Origin of the sequence: Achromobacter sp. ACM05, from assembly GCF_019218915.1 — a bacterium.
Lineage (GTDB): Bacteria > Pseudomonadota > Gammaproteobacteria > Burkholderiales > Burkholderiaceae_B > Achromobacter > Achromobacter animicus.
In genome coordinates this window covers 491,965-515,117 of record NZ_JAHUWQ010000002.1, presented here as the reverse complement: position 1 = coordinate 515,117, position 23,153 = coordinate 491,965, and the positions used below count along the sequence as shown (strand labels likewise).

Sequence of the window (23,153 nt, the reverse complement as noted above, 5' to 3'; positions counted from 1 at the left end):
GTCAGACCGCCACCCCGAACAACGCCCCCACGCCGGCCGTCACGGCCATCGCCGCCGCGCCCAGCACGGTGACGCGCAACGCGGCGGGCAGCTTGGGCGCACCGCCCGCCTTCGCGGCCATGGTGCCAAGCGCCGCCAGACAGCACACCGACGCGCCGATGACCCAGCCGATCAGGTGCGGTCCGGGCGACACCGCCGCCACCGCCAGCGGCACTGCGGCGCCGCCGGCGAACGACGCGGCCGACGCCAGCGCCGCCTGCACCGGTCGCGCACGGTTGTGCAGCGAGATGCCCAGTTCGTCGCGCGCGTGCGCGTCCAGCGCGTCGTGGCTGGTGAGCTGGCGCGCCACCTGTTCCGCCAGATCGCGCGTCAGCCCCCGGGCCACATAAATGTCCACCAGTTCGGCCAGCTCTTCGCCGGAATTGCGCTTTAGCGAGCGTTGTTCCATGCGCAGGTCGGCGGCTTCGGTGTCGGCCTGGGTGCGCACCGACACGTATTCGCCCGCCGCCATCGACAAGGCGCCGGCCACGAGGCCCGCCAGTCCGGAAGTCAGAATGGCGCCATGCGAGGCCTGGGCCGCGGCAACGCCGGTGATGAGGCTGGCTGTCGAGACGATGCCGTCGTTGGCGCCCAGCACCGCGGCGCGCAGCCAGTTGCTGCGGAAAATTCGATGATGTTCTTTTGCTGGCATTGCCGGAAAACCCATGCGAGGCGCGACAGACGCGAGGCGCGCCAGGCATGGCCCGGCGCCCCGCGCGGAGTTCATCGCGGCGTCACGCGCACCGCGGTCAGCAAGCCTATCACGCACAGCGTGGCGTGTTCGCCGTCGTAGGCATGCATTTCCACCTGGCAGACCGAAAGACGCTTGCCCGGCTTGACCACGCGCCCGCTCGCGACAAAACGGTCACCCTTTGCGGGCGCCAGGAAGTTCATTTTGAACTCCGACGTCAGCACGTCCTCGCCCGGTCCGAACAGCGTGAACGCGGCATAGCCGCCCGCACTATCGGCAATGGTGGTGGAAATGCCCGCGTGCAGATAGCCGTTCTGCTGGCAGAGGTCGGCGCGGTAAGGCAGAACGATGTCCACCCTGCCCGGCTCGACCGTGTCCAACTTGGCGCCCAGCAGCGCCATGATGCTTTGCTGGCTGAAACTGGCCTGGACCCGCGAGGCCGGGTCCACAGCGGCGTTGGTCGGCGTCACGTCAGTCCTGCTCGCGCTTGACCAGGTTGACGATGCTGGAAAAGTCCAGCTTGCCGGAGCCGCCGCCGCTATGCAGCGAATACAGATTGCGCGCCAGCTCGCCCAGCGGAATCGAGGCGCGCGCCGACAGCGCCGCCTCGGCCGCCAGGCCCAGATCCTTGAGCATCAGGTCCACGCCAAAGCCGCCGGCATAGCCCTTGGACGCCGGCGCATGCTCCATGACGCCAGGCCACGGGTTGTAGAGTTCGGTCGCCCAGTTGCGCCCCGAGCTCTTGGCGATGATGTCCGACAGCACCTTGGGATCAAGACCGTTGGCCACGCCCAGCGCCAGCGCCTCGGACGTGCCGGCCATCAGGATGCCGAGCAGCATGTTGTTGCAGATCTTGGCCACCTGCCCCGCGCCTGCCGGGCCCGCATGGAAGATGTTCTTGCCCATTTTCTCGAGCACGGGACGCGCGCGTTCCAGCGAGGCTTCGGCGCCGCCCACGATGAAGGTCAGCGTGCCCGCGGCCGCGCCGCCCGTGCCGCCCGAGACCGGCGCGTCGATCATGGCGATGCCGCGCGCCTCGGCCGCCTGGGCCACCTTGCGCGCCGAATCCGGCGCGATCGTGCTGCATTCGATGACCAGCGCGCTCGAAGCGATCTTGCCGAGCAGATCCTGATCCAGGTACAGGCCCTCGACGTGCTTGCTGGCCGGCAGCATCGAGATCACGACCTCGGCCCCTTCGACCGCTTCCGACGCGGACGCCGCCGCCGTCGCGCCGGCGTCGGTCAGCAGCTTGATGGCCGCCGGCACCAGGTCAAACACCTTCAGGCTGTGGCCGGCCTTGACCAGGTTCAATGCCATGGGCGCGCCCATGTTGCCCAAACCGATAAACGCGATGCTGCTCATGATGTCTTGTCTCCTGTTGCTATTGCTGTAGGTATGGATTCATCGTGACCTGCGTAACTGCGTGACCTGCGTGACGGGCAGAAGCCAAGGGCCGACTGGCGGGCCGGCCTCTATCAGCGACCGATCAGCGCCCTTCCTGCCCCAGATCGGCCAGCGGATGCGGCTCCCCCTCAGGCCAGGGTTCCTCAAAGAATTTCTGCACCCAGGCGTCGGTGGCCATGTCGATGACGGCCGGGTTCCAGCGCGGGTTCTTGTCCTTGTCGACCAGCAACGCGCGGATGCCCTCGGCAAAATCGCCATGCGCGGTGCATGCCAGCGCGGCGATGTACTCGACGCGGAACACGTCATCCAGCGACCGCAGGCGCGTGCGCTGCTGCAGCGCGAACGCCAGCCGCACCGATCCGGGCGAGCCCGCCAGCATGGTCTTGGCGGCGCGCGACAGCCACGGATCCTCGTGGTCCTTCAGGAAGGACAGTTCCTCGTAGATGTCGTCCAGCCGGTTGCCGTTGCACAGGTTGTTGACGACAAACGAGTGCTGGCGCAGCGGGCCGGGTTCCAGCGGCGTGGCCGGCTCAAGGGCGGTCAGCGCGCGGCGCAACAGGCCGTCGTTGATGGAGCGCGGCGGAATGGCGTCTTCGGCAGCGCCTGCGGCCTGCCCGGCCCACGGCTGCTGTTCCAGCGACGACAGCAGCGCAGGCCAGTCCGCGCTGTTCAGGCGGAAGTCCGCCAGACCCGCAAAGAAGGCGTCGGACGTGTTCAACTGCGCGCCCGTCAGCGCCAGGAACACGCCGCTGCGGCCCGGCATACGGTTCAGCAGCCAGCTTCCGCCCACGTCCGGGAACAGCCCGATCGACACCTCCGGCATGGCCAGGCGGGAGGTCTCGCTGACGACGCGGTGGCTGGCGCCCATCATCAGGCCAATGCCGCCGCCCATGACGATGCCGTGGCCCCAGCACAGCACGGGCTTCGGATAGGTGTGGATGCGATAGTCCAGCCGGTATTCGCGTTCGAAGAAGGTGCGCGCGTAAGTGTTGCTCCAGCCGGGCTTGCCCGCGTTCTCTTGCATGCTGCGGTACAGGCCGTGCAGATCGCCGCCGGCGCAGAACGCCTTGTCGCCCGCGCCTTGCAGCACCACCAATGCCACACCGGGATCCCGCGCCCACGCGTCCAGACGGTCAGCCAGCAGGTCCACCATCTCGAGCGACAGGCCGTTCAGCGTTTGCGGCGCGTTCAGCGTCGCAATGCCGAAACGCATTCCATTGGCAGCGGATCTTTCTTCGAACAGCACCGGTGCATTCATCTTATGTCGGCTCCTTTTTCCAACAATTGGCGGGCAATGATCACGCGCATGATCTCGTTGGTGCCCTCCAGAATCTGATGAACGCGAGTATCGCGCACCAGACGCTCCAAGGGATAGTCTTTCAGGTAACCATAACCACCATGGATCTGTTGCGCGTCCAGGCAGATCTGGAAGCCCATGTCGGTGGCAAAGCGCTTGGCCATCGCGCAATAGGTGGACGCGTCAGCCGCGCCTGCGTCCAGCTTGCAGGCTGCAAGCCGCACCATCTGGCGCGCCGCGACCAGGTGGGTGGCCATGTCCGCGAGCTTGAATTGCAACGCCTGGAATTCCGCCAGGCGGCGGTTGAACTGACGACGCTCGTCCATGTAACGGCGGGCAGCGTCCAGCGCCCCTTGTGCGGCGCCCACCGAGCACGTGCCGATATTGATCCGGCCGCCGTCCAGGCCCTTCATGGCGATCTTGAAGCCCTCGCCTTCCACGCCCAGCATGTTGGCGGCCGGCACGCGGACGTTTTCAAAGGTGATGGGGCGCGTGGACTGGCTGTTCCAGCCCATCTTCTCTTCCTTGCGGCCGTAGCCGATGCCCTCGCTGTCGGCCGGAATCGCAAAGGCGCTGATGCCCGCGGCGCCCTCGCCGCCGGTGCGGGCCATCACCACCAGCAGGTCGGTGTCGCCGCCTCCGGAGATGAAGGCCTTGGCCCCGTTGACGATGTAGCTGTCGCCGTCGCGCTGCGCTCGCGTGGCAAGCGATGCCGCGTCGGAACCGGCGCCCGGCTCCGTCAGGCAATACGAGGCCAGCTTTTCGCCGCTGGCGAGCAAAGGACCCCAGGCGTCTCGCAGGCCCGGCTGGCCCCACTTGCCCACCATCCAGGTCGCCATGTTGTGTATCGTCAGGAACGCCGTCGTGGACGGATCCACCGCCGCCATTTCCTCGAACACCAGCGTGGCATCCAGTCGCGGCAGACCCAGGCCGCCGATGTCTTCGCTGGCGTAGATTGCGCAAAAGCCCATCTCGCCCGCCCGGGCGAAGGCTTCGCGGGGGAAGATACCCTCGGCATCCCAGCGCGCGGCGTGGGGAGCCAGTTCGCCCTCTGCGTAATCGCGCGCGGCCTGCGCAAACGCGCGCTGCTCGTCGGTCAGTTCCAAGTCCACAGCCTGTCTCCTGTTGTAGTCGGTATTGTCTGGTGGCGTTGCTGCCGTCTCGTGAACGCCAGCCCGCCGATTTTGACATGACGTTGACGTAAACGTAAACGGACACCCGGGTTAATGTTACGCCCGAAGCGGCCGGGTGTTTTGTCTTATTGACGACAATGTGCGGAGACGGCCGGCGGCGACGGCCGCCAGCAGGGAAACAGGGCGACGCGCCGCGGCGGTGTCACGCCGGGGTGGCGATCAGGGCGTCAGTGCAGCGAGCTACAGCAGCCCCGCCGGCCTGACGCGCCCATTGCGGGCGGTCTTGGTGCGGCGGTGCTCGGCGCGGCGACGGCGCGATTCCTTGGGGTCGAAGGTCAGCCCGCGATAGATTTCCACGCGGTCACCATCGGCCAGGCGCGCGTGCGGCTCGGTGGCGCGGCCAAAGACGCCCACGCCCCGTTCCCATGGCTTGACCACAGGAAACGCCTGCGCAAATCCGCTGGCGGCCAGCGCGTCTTCGACCGTCGCACCGTCGGGCAGGCGCACTTCCCGCTGCCACGCGTGGCCGGGCAAGGCGTAGCAGACGACGACGCCGATCTGCCCTGCCGCGGACGCCTCACTCGCCATACTTGGCCTGCGCGCGCTTGGTGAAGGAATCAATGAAGCTGGTCGCAATGCGGTTGAAGACCGGCCCCACCACCATCTCCAACGGCCGGTTCGAGAACGCATATTCCATGGTGAACAGGACCTTGCAGGCGTCTTCGGCCAGCGGCTGGAACACCCAATGGCCCACCAGGCTGGAGAACGGACCATCCACGAGTTCCAGGTCGATCCGCTCGGGATAGACGTGGGTATTGCGCGTGGTGAAGCGCTGCTTCATGCCCGCAAAGGAAATCAGGATGGAGGCCTGCATGCCGTGTTCGTCGCGGGTCTGCACCTCGGCGCCGCCACACCACGGCATGAACTCGGGGTACTTCTCCACGTCGGCGACCAGGTCGAACATCTGGGCGGCGCTGTAAGGCACCAGGACGGATCGTTGTACTTTGTGCATCGACTATCGCAAATGGCTAGAATGGCAAGATTTTACCGGCACAGCGCTTTGTGGGCCTAAATGGGCCGAAACACTGGACCAGCACATCGCGCAGAATAACGAGCAATCCCCGTTCGCAACAACCCGCAATCGGCCGGATAGCCAGATTCGCAGAATCCCAGCAAGAAGGCTTTATGAGCATTATCGACAACCGCAAGGCCACGCACGACTATTTCATCGAAGACCGCTACGAGGCCGGCCTTGTCCTGCAAGGCTGGGAAGTCAAGGCGATCCGGGACGGCCGCGTGCAGCTCAAGGAAAGCTACGTCATCGTGCGCGATGGCGAACTCTTCCTGCTCGGCATGCACGTCAGCCCCCTGCCCACGGCCTCCACGCACATCCACCCGGACGCCATGCGCACGCGCAAGCTGCTGCTCAAGGCCGAAGAAATCAGCAAGCTCATCGGCAAGGTCGAGCAGCGCGGCTACACGCTGGTGCCGCTGAATCTGCACTACAAGAACGGCCGCATCAAGCTGGACTTCGCGCTGGGCCGCGGCAAGAAGCAGTTCGACAAGCGCGACACCGCGCGTGAAAAAGACTGGGCGCGCGAAAAAGAACGCATCATGAAGCACGACACCCGCGCCCCCCGCCGCAGCAAGGACGACTGATCTACGCGGCCACCGGCAACGCCGGGCGCTCGGCCTCGTGGCCGGGGCCCACGATGCGGTTGCGCCCCGCCGACTTGGCCGCATAAAGCTTGCGGTCGGCCCGTTCAAACAGCACCTGCAGGTTCTCGCCGGGTATCCAGTCTTCCACACCCGCGCTGAACGTATACGAAATCGTGCTGCCGCCGTGCGCACACGGCGTGCGCCGCACAGAATCCAGCAGCCGCTCGGCCACCTCCAGCACCGCGTCGCTGCGCATGTCCGCAAACAGCACGCAGAACTCCTCGCCACCCACCCGGCCCACGTGATCGCCGGTACGCAGCGTAGCCGTTGCCAGCAGGCCAAAATGGCGCAGCACCGCATCGCCGGCTGCGTGGCCGTGCGTATCGTTGATGCGCTTGAAATGATCGATGTCCAGCAGCAGCAAGGTCAGCGGACGGCGCATGCGCAGGGCCTGGGCGCAATAGCGCTCGGCCTGCAACCACCACGCCTTGCGCGACATCAGACCCGTCAGGAAGTCAGTACTGGCCTCTTGTTCGCGATCAGCCAGCATGCGGTCGTGGATGATCATGATGGTGCCCAGCGTCAGGCAAGGCATGATCAGCACCCCCAGCGTCAGGAAGGCGACGCTCCACAAGGTGGGCTCCAGAAACGCCGACACCATGTCCAGCTCGACCAGGTAAACCGCCGCACGAAGCGCGCAGACCGCGGCGGAGATCAGCGTCACCACCCACACGAAACGGTAGCTGTAGCGCGAGCGGTGCGCCGGCATGTTGCGCTGGACGACGATGGCCACGGCCAGCATGAAGCCCATCTGCAGCAGCGACATCGCCACGATGCGCGGCCCCACCTGCCAGTCCACGTACGTATAGACTGCCACGACCGACAGCGCGGCCACGCAGCCCAGCGTCATCAGATGCCGGGGCACCGTCAGGCCAAGCAGCCGGCGCACGCCGGCATAGTACGCACAGAGGGCAAGCGCGATGGCCGTATTGGGCACCAGGATGGACGCCCACAGCGGCGCCTTGGTGCTCTGCAGCGCAAAAGTAGAAAACGCCAACAGCGTGAGCAGGTTGGCGCGGATGGTTTCTCGGATGCCGGCCATGCCGCTGCGCGCCAGCGACCCCAGCACGCAAAGGGAAAGCACTCCCGCCAGCGCTGCTATCAGAAGCAAATTAACGGGAGCGATCATGGGCGGGCGCGCCGCAAGGCGCGGTATCAGGTGTTGCGCGTGGACTTCACGATGGTCATGGCGGAGGCGATCATGCCGCCCACGTCGGACAGGTTGGCCGGCAGGATGAGCGTGTTGCCTTCCTTGGCCACGTTGCCGAACGCCTCGACGTAACGCTCGGCGACCTTCAGGTTCACGGCTTCCATGCCGCCCGGCTGGCGTACAGCATCGGCAACCTGCGTGATGGCCTTGGCGGTGGCTTCGGCGATCGCCAACACCGCGGCGGCTTCGCCCTGCGCCTGGTTGATCTGCGCCTGCTTCTCGCCCTCGGAACGTGCAATGGCGGCTTCACGTTCGCCGGTGGCGATGTTGATCTGTTCCTGACGGCGGCCTTCGGAGGCGGCGATCAGCGCGCGCTTCTCGCGTTCGGCGGTGATCTGTGCCTGCATCGAGCGCAGGATTTCGTTGGGCGGCGTCAAATCCTTGATTTCGTAGCGCAGCACCTTCACACCCCAGTTCAGCGCCGCCTCGTCCAGCGACGAGACGATATTGCTGTTGATGGAATCGCGCTCTTCAAAGGTGCGGTCCAGTTCCATCTTGCCGATGACCGAGCGCAGGGTCGTCTGGGCCAGCTGCGTGATCGCCGAAATGTAGTTGGACGAACCGTACGACGCGCGCATCGGGTCGGTGACCTGAAAGTACAGCACGCCGTCGACTTGAAGCTGCGTATTGTCGCGCGTGATGCAGACCTGGCTGGGCACGTCCAGCGGAATTTCCTTCAGCGAATGCTTGTAGGCCACGCGTTCGATAAAGGGAATCACGAATCCGGCGCCCGGCGACAGGACGCGGTCGAACTTGCCCAGCCGTTCGACCACCCAGGCATGCTGCTGCGGCACGATGGCGATCGCCTTGACGACTATCAGGATTGCCAGTGCAACGATGACGAGCAGCACGATGGTTGAAGTATCGATCATGGTGTGAAGCCTCTTTTCGAGTGGGTGCGCTGGCCTGCCCCGCCATGCCGGCCAGGGTTCCAGCGTTTGCCCGCGGCGCTGCGCGGGCGCGTTCTGCTATGCCGAGCCGCCGCGCTTGGGAGTAAGCACGAGGATCGAGCCGCGCAATTCAGTAATGGTGTGTTCGCCGGGCTGGGCGGCATGCCCCTTGGCCAGTTCAGCCTGCCAATGTGCGCCGCGGTACCAGACGCGCGTCGACCCGCTGTCGGACCAGGCCTCGACCGTGACGGTCTGGCCTATGTCCAGAATGACGTCGGCGTTGCGGGCGGAGTTGACCTCGCGCTTTTTCAGTACCCGCGTTTTGCGCAGCACCACGAGTCCCAGCAGCAGCACGACGCCGCACGCCACCAGCTCCCATTGCAGGCCCGCATTCAGCCAGGCGGCAATACCGCCGGCGGCCAGACCCAAGGCGACCAGCAGCAAATAGAAGGTTCCTGTCGCCAGCTCACCGATGAGGGCCAGCGCGGCCAATCCCAGCCAAATCCACATAGTCTCGAGAATCGTCTGTAAGGATGAGTATCTGAGCGGATTGTACGTATTTCCGGGACGGAGCGGGAATTGCCGTGCGCCGACGGGAACATTTTCGCTGGATTATGATGTGCCCCTGGCGCGCCGGGTCGCGGGACCTTCGCGCCGCCCTTATTCATCCACACGCTTTTATGACCGCTGCAACTTCTTCTGCTCTCCCCGTCCTGATCCTGCATACCGGCGATCCGGACGACACGCTCAAAAGCCAGTTCGGCGGCTATGCCGAACAAATCATGCAGGCGGCCGGACTGACCCCCAGCGCCGTCGACATCGTCGCGGTCTACGAAGGCCAGCGTCCGCAGGCTCCCTCCAGCTACCGCGCCGCTTTGATTACCGGTTCGCCCGCCATGGTCTCCGACAAGGAACCCTGGAGCGAAGACACCGCCGCCTGGCTGCGCGAGGCCCTGGAAGCCGGCCTGCCCATGTTTGGCGTCTGCTACGGCCATCAATTGCTGGCGCACGCGTTCGGCGGCAAGGTCGGCTACAACCCCGCCGGCCGCGAAGTCGGCACCCAGACCGTCGAATTGCTGCCGACGGCCGGCGGCGATCAGCTCATGGCCGGCGTGCCGACCACCTTCCCCGCCCAGATGCTGCACGCGCAGACCGTACTGCAGCTGCCCGCGGGCGCGGCCGTGCTGGCGCGCTCGGACCTGGACGAGCACCAGATGATCCGCATCGGCCGCAACGTCTTTTCCACCCAATTCCACCCCGAGTTCGGCCCGGACTTCATCCGGGCCCACCTTGAACGCTATGGCCGCCGCTACGCAGCCGAAAACCTCGACGTGCCGGGGCTGTCCGCCAACGTGCGCGCGACGCCCGTGGCGGCCGGCCTGCTGCGCCGGTTCCTGGAAACCTACGCGCCCGGCGCCTGACGCCCACGCCCGCGGCTCCGCCGGCAATGCGGAGACCGCCGGCAGGGGCAGCCGCAACAAGCGGAGTGCGCAGGCCGGCCAGCCTTGAGACCATAGCGCCAAGCGTACGAAATCACGCAAGAGCCAGGAGTCCCTTATGAGCCCCGCCGCCGCCCCCTTGAGCAAACAGCACGCCGCCGCCGTGGAGCGCGCCTGCCGCGCCCTGGAAGCCGACCAGCCGCCCGATCTGTCGGCGCTGGCCGAACAGGCCGGCATGAGTCGCTTCCATTTCCACCGCATTTTCAAGGCCGCCACGGGCATCACGCCCAAGGCATATGCCAACGCCCTGCGGGCCAGCCGCGCCCGCCAGCGCCTGGAAGACAGCGCCAGCGTCACCGACGCCATGTACGACGCCGGCTTCAATTCAAGCGGACGCTTCTACGAAGCCGCCCCCGCCATCCTGGGCATGACGCCCACCGCGTTCCGCAAGAACGGCGAAGGCGTGGACATCCGGTTCGCGGTGGCGCAGTGCTCGCTGGGCGCGCTGCTGGTGGCCGCCAGCAGCACCGGCATCTGCGAAATCGCGCTGGACGAGGACCCGGGCCGATTGGTCCAGAATCTGCAGGACCGCTTCCACGCGGCGAAACTGATCGGCGCCGACCCCCGGTTCGAAAGCTGGGTGGCGGACGTGGTCGGCTTTGTCGAAGATCCTTCGCGCGGCCTGGACCTGCCGCTGGACGTGCGCGGCACGGCATTCCAGCGCAAGGTCTGGGAGGCGCTGTGCGAGATCCCGCTCGGCGAAACCGCCACCTACTCCGAAGTGGCCGAACGCATCGGCGCACCCGCCGCTGTACGCGCCGTCGCCCGCGCCTGCGCCACCAACAACATCGCGCTGGCCATCCCCTGCCACCGCGTAGTGCGAACGGACGGATCGCTGGCGGGCTACCGCTGGGGCATTGACCGCAAGCGCGAACTCATTGCCCGCGAAGCGCGGGCCGCCTGATCTGTGCGCGGCCTGATCTGGGCCCCAGACCCCTCGGTGCGCTAAAAGCAGCTTCGGGATTATCGTCCCGCCTCTTCGATGTCGCGGGGAAATCTGGGCTCATAGCACAGCAGCAGCGAAAGCCAGTGGCCGGCAGCATGGATCAAGATAGCGGGCAACATCAATAGGTTCGCTACGACAAACACCCATAAGCGGCTGTGGCGCAGGAACTGAGTGTCCAAACCCCAGGCCGCCTTGAACGAAAGCCAGGGCCAGGGGAACTTGTTGATAAGCCTTTTCGGCGCAGGCGCGGCAGCGGGGCCGTCCTCCATGTAGCGACGGATGTACTCCCAAAACGCCAGGAGCTCGCTGGCATTGCGAGTAGGTTTACCCACGAAGGTGACTTCGATGTTATCGGTAGGCGTTCCCTGCAAATCCACACCATCGCCCCGATCCCAAACCAGAATGACAAAACCTCCGGTGCCCTCCAGTTCGCTCATGCCTTTGTCCATAAGTACCTCGGTCTTATCCCAATCCATGATACGGATGCCGCCTAGATGCTCGGGGCGTAGCAAGTAAACCTTGCGGGTAGCTCGGTTGAAACGAACGATGATGCGACGAGCGGTGAGGGATTCCAACCGAAAATACCGTAATGTGTATTTTAAGAAAATACATAGGACCGCAAACCAGAGCACCGGAAAAAGTATCAGGAAAAAGTAATCCTCACCATCCAGTGGCAAATCATCATAGTAGCCATGACCTTGACGGATGTAGTCCACGGACACGATCACGGTACGCAAGCACGCGTAGATCAGAAACCCATAAATCCATCCTAAAAATGCGGTGATTACTCCTCTCTTCTCATCGTTTGGCGTGCGAAGATCCATAGCCGAGTCGGTCAAGGCATATACCGACTCATTGTCGTAGACGTCGCTGCAAACACACTCGCCAACACCTTCGGGAGCACGAATTTCTGCCTGCCCCGGCTGGCGTTGTTGCTTGCCCAATTCTTCAGTCGCTTCCTCGTAGCTCATCAAATTTCGCGACCACTGAAAACCGCGCTCCAATAAATACATCAGTACACTGCCTTCACTGATCGTTGCATGAGTTCGATCTCCATTTCTTCTGTCGCCACTGGACCGTTGCGGCGGTTTTTACGAAACGAGCAGTGATCCAGAAATAGTTCCAGAGCATCAGGAAGGATATATATTTCAACCGCAGCAAAAGCCAAGATCGCGAGATTCACGCTCAGGAATATGCGGAGCATCAAGACCATCCGGCCAGCCAGGGCTGTTGACAGCCTGGAGCCCGCGTTGAGCGCACGCCCTAACATTCGACTGGTTCCATACCTTCGCGATAAATGCTCCAAGTAAGCGCCCGCCGCACCCATCCCGACCGCAACGGATAGTGTGGCTGCACCTAGCTGGGCGCTAGCCCGCAAAAAGTAAAAGCCAGCTATCGAGAATCTTCTGAAGACGAAATTCTTATTGAAGTCTTGGAAGTCATAGGTTGCCCCGACTAGCGAAGCTGCGCCAGCCAAGATCCCCGCCGTCAAGCGAAGGCCACTGCGGAGTACCTTGGCACCTTGCTGCACAGCAGCGCTGCCACTTTTCTCCGCAAAGCTCACCGCGCCCGCACCCACTTCGAAACCCGTTGCAGTTAGCGCCACCAGCGCCGCGACAATCTCCACATACTCCTTGCTTCGCTTGTTTTCCGCCGTCAGTCTGTTGTACAGATTCCACATTTCCAAGAAGACCAGAGTGCTTCCAATGCGGATTTCAGTCATTGGACCTTTTGCTCCCGTCCGCAGGGCCTCCTCGAACTGACGACTGGCGGAGCGGCCCATGCGTGCCATTGACCCTCGGCTCAGTTCCTTGCCGTTCCGCAATTCGAGGCGATAATGCTGCGCGTATCGACCCAGGCGCGAGAGCAGCACTGACGCCGCGAGCTTGTTGAATGGGGCGTCGACAATGGCGGCAGCAGTCTTGCCCTGGAACGTTGAGTTGCCTAGCGTGTTGATCAGCATCGCACCGCCGACCAAGTGGCCGGACGGTGGACCTACGCCCGTTGAGGCATCTGCCATCGAATCGAGCATGGCGTGGCTCTTTTCGTAAAGATCCGCCAGCTTCTTTAGTCGGTTCTGCAACGCGACGGGGTCGACGGATTTCAGCGTCTCGCGCTCGCCGAAAAGTCGATTCACTTCGCTTTCCATGCTCTCCTGGTTCTGCGCCAACGACCGCCAGAACAGGTTTTCTCTGGATATCCCCGCTTTGCGCCAGCGATCAAGCAGTTCCTCGCCAACCGCCGTGGCATTCATGCCGGCGATAGCCTTTCCCATTTGGTCTTCAAATAGCAAGGCTTGCTCGGTATCGTTGCGGTCAAATGTGTCGAGCGCGTCGAGAAGCGGTTCGCTCTGCAGCCAGAGAAGGTGGTCCGAGGCCCGCGCGTCTTTGGCCGCGTCCGCCTTATCGACTTCTTCCCGATAGCGCTTCAGGAAATCCTGACGCATTTCCTCATCGATGTAGTCGGCGTACTTGCTCCAACTTTTGGCACGGCGCTCCTTGGCTGCGGCTTCCTGAACTTGCCGTTGATGCTGCGGGTTGCGAAAGTTGATGAAATCACCCCGCGATTGCAAAGTCATGTGGTTGTTGCTCATCTCGTACCCGCGATCCGAGTAACGCACGCCGTAGTTCTGCTGCTCCTTGTAATAGAGTTTCTCGGCTTCGTCCTCTACCAGTTTCCTGATGTTCTCAATGCCGAAAGCGATCGTGAACTTGCGATGGTTGGTAAGCTTTTCGTTGTCCTCGTACGCCATGAATGCATCGAGTGCGTCGACACTCGCATTGCGCCAGGCGTTCAGTTCCTGAGTAATGCCGAGAGCGTCCTCTACGACGATGGCCGCACCACGGAACCGATTGTGCGCGGCCGTGGGCCGCATTTCAGCCTGGGTCGCCTGCAGGGGTGGCGCAAGAATACTGAACGCCTGCGTTTTGAGCAGCGTACTCAATCTGGGCTGGTTTACAGCCGCGAAGTCGGCAACGCAATCAAGCTGATCAAAAGTCAGCACGCCGTCTTGCGAGCGGACACAATCCATTTCTTCGGTAGGCAGCGACGCAAGTTTGGCGACATCCACCGAGACCAACTTATCCCTGCTTGCCGGGAGCGAGCGATATCTGCGCAGCGTTTCCTTGGTCAAAGGGCATGGGCTAAAGAGCAGGCGAAGATCCTTGATGTCGTCTACGTCATGGACTTTGAACATCCACTTCCAGCCGGTGTATGCATCCATGATGCCCTGCCCCGCGGCGGGTTTCGGCTCCCACGGCTCGTCGGCATTCATGTAGGCGAGGGTTCCGGCTTCCGATACCCGGTACTGGCTGTGCCATTCATAGGTCCCCGCGCTCACGCGCTGCACAAGGACGTACAGGAATCCCTGACGCAGCGGGCGTATGGCGTAAGTCGATTCGCTCAGACTGCCCACTCTGCTTGGCTTATTCAAATGCTCGGGCAAGGACGGAAGGAGTTTGCGCCGTTCGGCGCTACCTCCCACGGCGCCATACCGCAGCGGAAGTATCGTGAAGGTCCGAGTGCAAGTTACCTCCGCCCCGCGATTCAAGATTCCATCGAGAAGCGTGCGATTCTCTGCACACGCATTAAAGGTGTCGTTCCAATCGAACATTGACGTCCTCAACCATTTTCTCTGCGCATGCGCACTTGCAGCGCCTGCGCCAGGGGTTCTCGCAGCGCTTTCGCCTCGTGCAATGCGTCGTTCCATGCCGGAGAACCTTCGAGCGCCTTGCCTTGCAACGCCATCAGGGTCACGTAGTCGATTCGGTCGCTCTGTCGGCTCAGACCGATGCGATCCGCTTGAGCTAACAAGTCATGTACGAGTCCAAGCCGGGTGCCATGGCAGTTTTCGCGGTCGCCCTTCTTTTCAAGCGGCGCCCGAAGCTGGTCCGCCAGACGGTACGTGAGCGGGTCGCCCGCAAGCGCCTCCCAGCATGACTCGTCCAATTGAATAACTGGCGTGCGATACGGCTTGGTCGAACCGTGACCTGTAAAGTGTTTCCAGGCCTTGCGCTCTCGGTGGGGAAATACCAGCCACCATGATCGGACCGGCGCCAGCCAGTCCGAGATTCCCGGGAGATCCTGGCGCGCATGAAGCACGGGAAAGGCCAATTCCGTGTGAAAGCGCAGCAAATAGGTAGCGCCATCCGGGCCCTTCGCTGTCGTGGCATGGCCAAGGTGCTCGGCCAACTGAGGGGGCGACATGGCACTGGTCAGCCAGACGCAAACTGCGTCTCCGGCAATGCCAGCAACGTCGCAGAGAAAGTCGTACTGTCCTTGCAGGTTGTTCTGGGCGGAAGGCGTGAACAACCATGGGCCAATCTCGCGGAGATTCTCCAACTCTCGCTGCTGCAGTAGCGGCCAACCGGAGAATCGCTCCATCAGGTGCCTTCGGACATCAGCCTTCATGCGAGCCATTTCGATGATGGCTGTCAGCCCATGATCGGGGAGCTGGCGCAGTTCGTTTACGACGCTTTCAGAAAATGGATTCATGTGTGGCCTATCCACCGAACCGCACGATGCTGCGGCCTTCTGCGATGGCTTTCAGCAGGCATCCCACACAAACGGGTTCGCCGGGCTCCGGCGTGCCGTTGACGGAGATAGAGTTCGTGCCGCCACCGGGCTTTTGATTCATCGGACCCTCGATCAGAATGGCGACCCCATCAAGCGTGATACCTGACGCGTCGATTCGGATGGTTCCCCCCGGCCCCTTGATAGTCAGGCTCTCTGCCGCTTGGCTCTCAAAAACCTTCGTGCGCTGCCGGATCGCCTGCCCCGCCTGCAGTTCCGAGTGCCCCTCGACCGTATGCTCCTGGTGTCCGCCTATACTCACCCAATGATCTGCTGCGGTCTTGTCGCGGCGGTGGTTGCCCACTTCCTCGGTGCGGTCCTTGGCGGTGTGGATGATGTGATTGCGCCCCACGGTCAAACAGTCATCGCGCCCTATGTCATGCCGCCGGTCCTGGCCGATGTTGACCTGTTCGTCGTTGCCCACCGTCTCCATGCGGTCGTGGCCGATGATGATGGCTTCATCGTTCTCGACCTGCTCGCTGCGGTCATGGCCCACAAACGTCGACTCGTCGTTGTTGACGTGGATGTTCTGGTCCTTCTGCGCATGGACGTAGATTTCTTCCTGGTCCTTCTCATCTTCAAAACGCAGTTCGTTGTACCCCTCGCCCTTGTGGGTCTTGCTCTTGATCGTCATCCGCGTCTTATGTCGCGGCAGTTCGTAGGGCGGCAATTGCAGGCGGTTGTAGGCGCGGCCGGTGATCACAGGCTGGTCCGGATCCCCATCGAAGTAAGAGACGATGACATCCTGCCCAATGCGCGGGATGGCCATGTGACCCCAGGTCGCGCCGGCGATGTCCTGCGAAACGCGGATCCAGCAGGAGCTGCGTTCGTCCTCCTTGCCGAGCCGATCCCACGGGAACTGGACCTTCACCCGGCCGTACTCATCGGTATAGATCTCTTCATTGGGCGGGCCGACCACCATGGCGTTCTGCGGGCCATCGATGCGGGGCCTGGGTAGCGGTTCTGCCCGCCACTCGGCGTCGTCCGGGACCAGTTCGGCTTCGTAGCTGTAGTGCGTACCCATCTGGGCTTGTGCACTTTCCTCGGCCTGACTCGTGTGTTGGATGCCCCGGTGGACAATGCGCACCGGACGCCAGCCGCGGTTCAGGTCTTCGCGCGGATGATCGGCGAGGGTGAATGAAATGCCTGGCTGGAGCCGCGGGTCATCGCCTTCAACGAAGGCGACGCGCGAATCGCGGCGATGGCCGCGCAGACGGTTCTCGGCGAAGGGCTTGCCGGCTTCGTCGAACTTGGCCCGAGCGGGATAGTCGTAGCGCTCGTAACGGCGGCCTTGATGGTCCAGATCTCGGCCATCGCGGCTGTGCTGGTGGGTGTAGCGCGGATGATGAAAGGTGTAGTCGCGCTGGGTCTGGCGCGCGGTGCGCACGTTCTCGGTGTACGAGAAGCGGCGCAGCGCTGGCCGCGGCTGGTCGCCGCCGGGCGTGGGGTTGTACTGAACCGGTTCATCACCGACGCGGCCATGGATGAACAGGCGGTCGCTGTGGATCAGCTTATGGCCTTCGGCACCATGGCGGAAGGAGTAGAAAAAGCCTTCCTCGCGCATGATGCGCTCGACGAAGTGATAGTCGGTGTCGCCGGCCTGCACGCAGTATTCGCGCGCCTGGTGTTCGGTGGTGCGGCGCTGCTCGTAATCCTGGTTGAGGCCATGCGCCTTGAGCACCGCCTCAGCGATCTGCGGGACGCTTTGCGACTGGAAGATGCGCCAGTCGGAACTTAGCTTCAGACGCGCGAGGCGCGGCTCGACGATGGCGGAATAGCGCGTGCGCCGACAGCCCGTGTCGCCCTGGACGAACGACGAGACCGCGCCGTGCACGTAGCGCACGGGCTTGGAGCCGTGCCAGATCGTAAGCAACGCGGCGCGGTCCAGCACCACGCCGAAATCGATGGCGGAATTGGCGCTGGCCAGGTCCACTTCCAGCAGGAAGGTCTCGGACAACCCTTCCTGCAGCGTAAATTCGACGACTTCAAATGACTCGTCGCCAATGGTGAAAGTGAACCGCAGATCGGATTGGGTAGGAATGACGTGCTCCCGCAGCGACAGACCTTTCGCACTTGCCATGAGCGCGCGGTCCGCCTATGGAAACGCGTCCGCTGCAAATGAAGAATTTCGCAACGGACGCGAATGGAATACGGGGTCCATTACGTCACACGATCCAATCTATGGATATCAGAAGACTCTTACTTTGATCGGGGGCATCTGAAGAGAGCATTCGTCGCCGAGGCTCGACGAGCACTTTTCCATTAGCGCGGCTGCGCCCTATTCCCACGCCGTATAAAAAAAGCCCCGCGTCCCATAAGGACGCGGGGCTTTCCCTTCAACCGGCCAATCAGTTCTTGGCCAGACGCTGCCACGTATCGACAACGGTGTCCGGGTTCAGCGACATCGACAGGATGCCTTCGTCCTTCAGCCACTGCGCGAAGTCCGGATGGTCGCTGGGGCCTTGGCCGCAGATACCCACGTACTTCTTGGCGGCCAGGCAAGCCTTGATTGCACGGCGCAGCATGAACTTGACAGCTTCGTCGCGCTCGTCGAAGTCGGCGGCCAAGAGTTCCATGCCCGAGTCGCGGTCCAGGCCCAGCGTGAGCTGGGTCATGTCGTTCGAGCCGATGGAGAAGCCATCGAAGTACTGCAGGAATTCGTCGGCCAAAATGGCGTTGGACGGAACCTCGCACATCATGATCAGCTTCAGGCCGTTTTCGCCGCGCGCCAGGCCGTGCTTGGCAAGCAGGTTCACGACCTTCTCGGCCTGACCCAGCGTGCGCACGAACGGCACCATGATTTCGACGTTCGTCAGGCCCATTTCATCGCGCACCTTCTTGAGCGCTTCGCATTCCATGCGGAAGCACTCGGCGAAGTCTTCGGCGATGTAGCGCGACGCGCCGCGGAAGCCCAGCATGGGGTTCTCTTCCTCGGGCTCGTAGCGCGAGCCGCCGACCAGCTTGCGGTATTCGTTGGACTTGAAGTCCGACATGCGCACGATGACCGGCTTGGGGTAGAAGGCGGCGGCGATGGTCGCCACGCCTTCAGCCATCTTCTCGACGAAGAAGGCGCGCGGGCTGGCATGGCCGCGGGCGGCCGATTCCACGGCCTTCTTCAGCTCGCCGTCCACGTTCGGGTAGTCCAGGACCGCCTTCGGGTGGATGCCGATGTTGTTGTTGATGATGAATTCCAGGCGAGCCAGGCCGACGCCGCCGTTCGGAATCTGGGCGAAGTCGAACGCCAGTTGGGGGTTGCCCACGTTCATCATGATCTTCAGATCGATGGCGGGCATGTCGCCGCGGCGCACTTCCTCGACCTCGGTTTCGATCAGGCCGTCATAGATGCGGCCTTCGTCGCCTTCGGCGCACGACACGGTCACGGCCTGGCCTTCCTTGAGCAGGTCGGTCGCGTTGCCGCAGCCCACCACCGCCGGAATGCCCAGCTCACGCGCGATGATCGCCGCGTGGCACGTGCGGCCGCCGCGGTTCGTCACGATGGCCGAGGCGCGCTTCATCACGGGCTCCCAGTTGGGATCCGTCATGTCGGTGACCAGAACGTCGCCCGGCTGGACCTTGTCCATGTCGGAGATGTCGCCCACCACGCGCACCGGACCCGAACCGATCTTCTGGCCGATGGCACGGCCGGTGATCAGGACCTGGCCGGTCGCCTTCAGGCGGTAGCGCTGCTGCACGTCATTGACGCCCTGCTGCGACTTCACGGTTTCCGGACGCGCCTGCAGGATGTAGATCTTGCCGTCGATGCCGTCGCGGCCCCACTCGATGTCCATCGGACGCTGGTAGTGCTTTTCGATGATGACGGCGTAGCGGGCCAGTTCGTTGACCTCGTCGTCGGTCAGCGAGTAGCGGTTGCGCTCGGACACCGGCACATCCACCGTGCGCACGGCACGACCTTCGGGGCGCTCGGGATCGAATTCCATCTTGATCAGCTTGGAGCCGATACGGCGGCCGACGATGGGATAGTGGCCCTGTTCCAGCGTGGGCTTGAAGACGTAGAACTCGTCGGGGTTGACGGCGCCCTGCACGACGGTTTCGCCCAGACCATACGAGGACGTGATGAACACGACGTCCTGGAAGCCCGATTCGGTGTCGATGGTGAACATGACGCCGGCGCTGCCCTTGTCGGAACGCACCATGCGCTGGATGCCGGCCGACAAGGCGACGTCGGCGTGGGCGTAGCCCTTGTGCACGCGATAGGAAATGGCCCGGTCGTTGTACAGCGACGCGAACACGTGGCGGATCTTGTCCAGCACGTCATCGATGCCCACGACGTTCAGGAAGGTTTCCTGCTGGCCGGCGAACGAGGCGTCGGGCAGGTCTTCCGCCGTGGCGGAGGAGCGCACGGCAAACGAGCCCTTGCCGTCAGCATCGAGCTTGGCAAAGGCTTCGCGGATCTGCGATTCGAACTCGGGCGAGAACGGCGCGTCGACGATCCATTGGCGAATCTGCGCGCCGGCGGTGGCCAGTTCGCGCACGTCTTCGGGATTCAGCGTGGTCAGGCGTTCGGCGATCCGCTTGTCCAGGCCGGAGGCCTTCAGGAAATCGCGGAAGGCGTCAGCGGTCGTGGCAAAGCCGCCCGGCACGCGGACGCCCGCGCCAGACAGCTGGCTGATCATTTCGCCAAGAGATGCGTTCTTGCCTCCTACCGAGTCCACGTCCGTCATGCGGAGCTGCTCGAACAAAACAACATACGACATTGAAGTCACCTTTTACAATGGAATGAAAGCGAGTTTGGTCAATGGCTGAATCGTGCTGTTTTTGATGCCGGAAAAACCGCGTTTTCCGGCCTTCACAGAACCGATTTCAGACGCTGACCAAACTGGCCTTGGACCGCCCTTGGGGTGACTTATAGGGGCCTGATTGTACTCGGTGGAGTACGTCCGGCCATCTGCCTGGTTGGAATTTTTTACACATGACATCTACCCCTATCGTACGCACGGTATACATCGTTTCCGACAGTACCGGCATCACCGCGGAAACGTTCAGCCAGTCCGTGCTTTCGCAGTTCGAAGAGGTCAATTTCAAGCCCATCCGGCTGCCCTTCGTGGACACGCTGGAAAAGGCTGCGGAAGTCGCCATGCGGATCGACCGGAGCGCCCAGGACGCGGGCGTCCCGCCCATCGTTTTCAGCACCCTGGTCAACCCGGAAATCCTGGCCCGCGTTCGACAGGCGAACGGAATTTTCCTGGATCTGTTCGGCACATTCGTCAGCCACATCGAGCAGGCGCTGGGGTTGAAGTCCAGCCATTCCATCGGCCGGTCGCATATGCAGGCCAACTCGGAAAAATACCGGAACCGGATCGACGCCATCAACTTCAGCCTGGCGCATGACGACGGCCAGTTCGTGAACCAGCTCGATCAGGCCGACGTGATCCTTGTCGGGGTCTCGCGCTGCGGCAAGACGCCCACCAGCCTGTATCTGGCCATGCAGTACGCCATCAAGGCCGCCAACTTCCCGTTGACGCCGGACGACTTCGAACGCGGCACCCTGCCCTCCACCATTGCGCCGCACCGCGCCAAGCTGTTCGGCCTGTCGATCCAGCCGGAACGCCTGGCGGAAGTCCGCAACGAACGCCGCCCCAACAGCCGCTACGCCCAACTGGAACAATGCCGCTACGAAGTGGCGGAAGCCGAACGCATGATGCGTCGCGAGGGCATTTCCTGGCTGTCCAGCACCACGAAGTCGATCGAAGAGATCGCCACCACGGTGCTGCAGGAAGTTGGACTGGATCGCGGATAAAAAAGGGCGCGCCAAGGCGCGCCCTGCTTCTGCGGCGGGAAATCAGGGACGTAGCTTGACGCGTTCGCGAGATCCAGCGCCCCAGTACTTCAGCGGCGAGAGTTCATGCTGAGCCACCGCTTCGGACTCTTCCAGACGCATATCCTGCCGGCCCACGCTGCCATTGCCGGTTGCGCCTTCGATGCTCAGACGCACGTACCGCGTCTGTCCTGGCGCCAGGGTGAACGACAGCGACTCGCCGTCGCGCAGCGTATCGATCTCGTACTTGCCCGCGGGGCGGTTCACGTAGAAGAAACTGCCCGGCTTGGACCGGCCAACCTTCATGCCATTGACGCGCAGATACGGCTGACTCGACACCACGCCAAGCGGCGCCGGCGGCTGATAGAAATAGATGCGGCCGGTGTCCGGAACCATGACGGGAATGGTGCCCGCCACATCCTTGTAGCGGGGACCGCCGCAACCGGCCAACAGGGCGGCGCCCAACGCGGCGGCAGCGATCATCTTGAAACTGCGGGTCATCGGATATCTCTACTGTCAGAGACTAGCGCAGGCCCGAAACCTGCTCGGACGAAGCGGCGCCCCAATAGCGCATCTTCAGGAGTTCGGCCTCGGCGACTTCCGGGGGATCCACCAGTTCCATGGACAGCTTGCCGACAGTGCCGGTGCTGCCCAACGATTCGGCCGTGATGCGCACGTAACGCGTCTGGCCGGGGTCGAGCTTGAAGCTGACGCCATCGCCCGTCCAATACAGGTTGGTCACGACGTAATTGCCCGCCGGACGGTCCACGAAGAAGAAGCTGCCCGGCTTGTTGCGGCCGACGACATCCTGGTTCACGCGCAGCTTATGCTGCGCCGACGCGGCAGCCGAGGGCTGGGCCTGGGGCTGGTAGAAGTAGATGCGCCCATTGCCTTGCTCCACGGGCGGCATGCGCCCCTGCAAGGATTGATACTGCGCGCCGGCACAACCGGCCAATGCGACCACCGTTGCGGCCGTTGCCGCCAATTTCAGCCAGATCTTCATTGACGCATTTCCACAGGCAAGGTGACAGGACGGTTGAGCGGCAGATAAGCCGTTTCGCCGGGCAGGTAAAAGCCGACAAGCTTTCCGGAAGACGCCACGAGGTAGGCCTCGCCCTGGCGCCGCGTCTGGACGGTGAACAGCCCGTCGAGCGCACGGTAGACGCCACCGTGCGGCAGGGCTCCCACACGCTGCCATTGCGACGCCGCCGGCAGATTGGCGATGCTGTCGTTGGGCAGTTGGGCGCTGACCATGCGAGACAACTGGATCACGCTGACCGGCTCTGAAGCCGCAACGGGAACCAGGCTGACCTTCTGCGTGGAGACGGACATGCATGCGCTCAAGGACAGCATGCCCGCGAAGGCCAACGCCGCAAACCTGCCTAAGCGGGCTGCGCCCGCGACTTTCGGAACTACCGACGACACCATTGTTACCCCGGCTACGAACGAAGTGCGTAAGTATAGGGGTGCGTCAGAAATCTACAAAACGTGTCGCGCGATCAATAGCGCAGCGCCTCGCGTTCGCGGTTGGTGGCGCCCCAATACCGCAGTCCGGACAGGGCTTGCTGCGCAGCCTCGGCCGAGGGTTCCAGGCGCAGCACCTGCTTGCCGCCGTCGATGTCGACCCTCACGTACTGGGTCTGCCCTGCCACGAGCGGCACCACCAGCGGGTCCTTGCGCTCCTTGCGATCCGTTGACGTGATCACGTCGAGCGTGCCGGCGGCGCGATCCACAAAAAAGAAGTGGCCGGCCTTGGATTTGCCGACGCGGGCGTTGTCCACCAGGATCGCCGGCGGCCGAACCTTGTCGCCATTGGCCGTCTTGGGCTGGTAGAAATAGATCCGGCCTTCGCCCGGCTCCAGCGCGGAGATCTTTGCCGACACGTCGGCGTATCGCGGCCCGGCACAGCCCGCCAGCAAGGTTGCGGCGCCCAGCGCAGCCAGGCTCAGTTTGATCCAGTTCTTCATGTATCCCCTC

General features: G+C 63.2%; 23 protein-coding genes. 4 read left to right on the top strand and 19 right to left on the bottom strand.

Annotation, left to right across the window (positions count from 1 at the left end; genetic code table 11):
• Position 1 precedes the first annotated feature (1 nt).
• The 7 genes from KW836_RS13245 to KW836_RS13215 form a co-directional block, all read right to left on the bottom strand.
• Positions 2-691 (bottom strand): VIT family protein, encoded by a 690-nt coding sequence (locus KW836_RS13245; protein ID WP_175121905.1) that lies wholly within the window; start codon positions 689-691, stop codon positions 2-4.
• Positions 692-762: 71 nt separating this feature from the next.
• On the bottom strand, positions 763-1,200 hold the full coding sequence (locus KW836_RS13240; protein WP_218343567.1) for a PaaI family thioesterase: 438 nt from the start codon (positions 1,198-1,200) through the stop codon (positions 763-765).
• A 1-nt stretch (position 1,201) separates the two neighbouring features.
• A complete protein-coding gene (gene mmsB / locus KW836_RS13235) occupies positions 1,202-2,092 on the bottom strand; it encodes a 3-hydroxyisobutyrate dehydrogenase (RefSeq protein ID WP_175139178.1) in 891 nt (296 codons plus the stop codon).
• 124 nt (positions 2,093-2,216) lie between these two features.
• Positions 2,217-3,392: an enoyl-CoA hydratase/isomerase family protein gene (locus tag KW836_RS13230; RefSeq protein WP_191578054.1), complete on the bottom strand. Its 1,176-nt coding sequence runs from the start codon at positions 3,390-3,392 to the stop codon at positions 2,217-2,219.
• Positions 3,389-4,543, bottom strand: a complete 1,155-nt coding sequence (locus KW836_RS13225; RefSeq protein WP_175121909.1) for an acyl-CoA dehydrogenase family protein — start codon at positions 4,541-4,543, stop codon at positions 3,389-3,391. The genes KW836_RS13230 and KW836_RS13225 overlap by 4 nt, the downstream gene beginning before the upstream one ends.
• Before the next feature lie 261 nt (positions 4,544-4,804).
• The gene (locus KW836_RS13220; protein ID WP_175121910.1) at positions 4,805-5,152 is read right to left on the bottom strand and encodes an RnfH family protein; all 348 of its coding nucleotides are present in this window, start codon (positions 5,150-5,152) and stop codon (positions 4,805-4,807) included.
• The gene (locus KW836_RS13215; RefSeq protein ID WP_056316825.1) at positions 5,142-5,576 is read right to left on the bottom strand and encodes a type II toxin-antitoxin system RatA family toxin; all 435 of its coding nucleotides are present in this window, start codon (positions 5,574-5,576) and stop codon (positions 5,142-5,144) included. Before KW836_RS13215 ends, KW836_RS13220 begins: the two co-directional genes overlap by 11 nt.
• A gap of 137 nt (positions 5,577-5,713) precedes the next feature.
• On the opposite strand from KW836_RS13215, the gene smpB reads away from it, so the two are divergent.
• Complete coding sequence (gene smpB / locus KW836_RS13210; RefSeq protein WP_224776897.1) at positions 5,714-6,223, top strand: SsrA-binding protein SmpB; 510 nt, start codon at positions 5,714-5,716, stop codon at positions 6,221-6,223.
• A 1-nt stretch (position 6,224) separates the two neighbouring features.
• On the opposite strand, the gene KW836_RS13205 is transcribed toward smpB, so the two are convergent.
• The 3 genes from KW836_RS13205 to KW836_RS13195 form a co-directional block, all read right to left on the bottom strand.
• On the bottom strand, positions 6,225-7,412 hold the full coding sequence (locus tag KW836_RS13205; protein WP_218343566.1) for a GGDEF domain-containing protein: 1,188 nt from the start codon (positions 7,410-7,412) through the stop codon (positions 6,225-6,227).
• A 26-nt stretch (positions 7,413-7,438) separates the two neighbouring features.
• Complete coding sequence (locus KW836_RS13200) at positions 7,439-8,365, bottom strand: SPFH domain-containing protein (protein ID WP_008167745.1); 927 nt, start codon at positions 8,363-8,365, stop codon at positions 7,439-7,441.
• Between the two features lie 96 nt (positions 8,366-8,461).
• A complete protein-coding gene (locus tag KW836_RS13195) occupies positions 8,462-8,893 on the bottom strand; it encodes an NfeD family protein (RefSeq protein WP_191578059.1) in 432 nt (143 codons plus the stop codon).
• A 170-nt stretch (positions 8,894-9,063) separates the two neighbouring features.
• Here KW836_RS13195 and KW836_RS13190 point away from each other — a divergent pair, with 170 nt between their 5' ends.
• Positions 9,064-9,804, top strand: a complete 741-nt coding sequence (locus KW836_RS13190) for a glutamine amidotransferase (protein WP_175139174.1) — start codon at positions 9,064-9,066, stop codon at positions 9,802-9,804.
• Positions 9,805-9,940: 136 nt separating this feature from the next.
• Positions 9,941-10,786, top strand: a complete 846-nt coding sequence (locus KW836_RS13185; protein WP_218343565.1) for a bifunctional transcriptional activator/DNA repair enzyme AdaA — start codon at positions 9,941-9,943, stop codon at positions 10,784-10,786.
• A 59-nt stretch (positions 10,787-10,845) separates the two neighbouring features.
• Here the strand turns inward: KW836_RS13185 and KW836_RS13180 are convergent, their stop codons facing one another.
• The 5 genes from KW836_RS13180 to ppsA all read right to left on the bottom strand — a co-directional run bounded on the left by KW836_RS13180 (position 10,846) and on the right by ppsA (position 20,115).
• Complete coding sequence (locus KW836_RS13180) at positions 10,846-11,841, bottom strand: DUF6708 domain-containing protein (RefSeq protein WP_218343564.1); 996 nt, start codon at positions 11,839-11,841, stop codon at positions 10,846-10,848.
• Positions 11,841-14,441, bottom strand: coding sequence for a T6SS effector BTH_I2691 family protein (locus KW836_RS13175; protein ID WP_218343562.1), 2,601 nt, complete (start codon positions 14,439-14,441; stop codon positions 11,841-11,843). Before KW836_RS13175 ends, KW836_RS13180 begins: the two co-directional genes overlap by 1 nt.
• Positions 14,442-14,449: 8 nt before the next feature.
• Positions 14,450-15,322, bottom strand: coding sequence for a DUF4123 domain-containing protein (locus KW836_RS13170; RefSeq protein ID WP_218343561.1), 873 nt, complete (start codon positions 15,320-15,322; stop codon positions 14,450-14,452).
• 7 nt (positions 15,323-15,329) lie between these two features.
• Positions 15,330-17,480 (bottom strand): type VI secretion system Vgr family protein, encoded by a 2,151-nt coding sequence (locus KW836_RS13165; RefSeq protein ID WP_255595516.1) that lies wholly within the window; start codon positions 17,478-17,480, stop codon positions 15,330-15,332.
• Between the two features lie 268 nt (positions 17,481-17,748).
• Positions 17,749-20,115, bottom strand: a complete 2,367-nt coding sequence (gene ppsA / locus KW836_RS13160) for a phosphoenolpyruvate synthase (RefSeq protein ID WP_175121919.1) — start codon at positions 20,113-20,115, stop codon at positions 17,749-17,751.
• 215 nt (positions 20,116-20,330) lie between these two features.
• Between ppsA and KW836_RS13155 the strand changes: the two genes are divergently transcribed.
• Positions 20,331-21,158 (top strand): pyruvate, water dikinase regulatory protein, encoded by an 828-nt coding sequence (locus KW836_RS13155; RefSeq protein WP_175121920.1) that lies wholly within the window; start codon positions 20,331-20,333, stop codon positions 21,156-21,158.
• Between the two features lie 42 nt (positions 21,159-21,200).
• On the opposite strand, the gene KW836_RS13150 is transcribed toward KW836_RS13155, so the two are convergent.
• The 4 genes from KW836_RS13150 to KW836_RS13135 all read right to left on the bottom strand — a co-directional run bounded on the left by KW836_RS13150 (position 21,201) and on the right by KW836_RS13135 (position 23,143).
• Positions 21,201-21,677: a DUF2846 domain-containing protein gene (locus KW836_RS13150; protein WP_218343560.1), complete on the bottom strand. Its 477-nt coding sequence runs from the start codon at positions 21,675-21,677 to the stop codon at positions 21,201-21,203.
• A 22-nt stretch (positions 21,678-21,699) separates the two neighbouring features.
• Positions 21,700-22,179 carry a DUF2846 domain-containing protein gene (locus KW836_RS13145; protein WP_218343559.1) on the bottom strand — a complete coding sequence of 160 codons (480 nt, stop codon included), beginning with the start codon at positions 22,177-22,179 and terminating at the stop codon, positions 21,700-21,702.
• On the bottom strand, positions 22,176-22,508 hold the full coding sequence (locus KW836_RS13140; RefSeq protein ID WP_255595513.1) for a hypothetical protein: 333 nt from the start codon (positions 22,506-22,508) through the stop codon (positions 22,176-22,178). The genes KW836_RS13145 and KW836_RS13140 overlap by 4 nt, the downstream gene beginning before the upstream one ends.
• Before the next feature lie 167 nt (positions 22,509-22,675).
• Positions 22,676-23,143, bottom strand: coding sequence for a DUF2846 domain-containing protein (locus tag KW836_RS13135; RefSeq protein ID WP_218343557.1), 468 nt, complete (start codon positions 23,141-23,143; stop codon positions 22,676-22,678).
• Positions 23,144-23,153 lie beyond the last annotated feature (10 nt).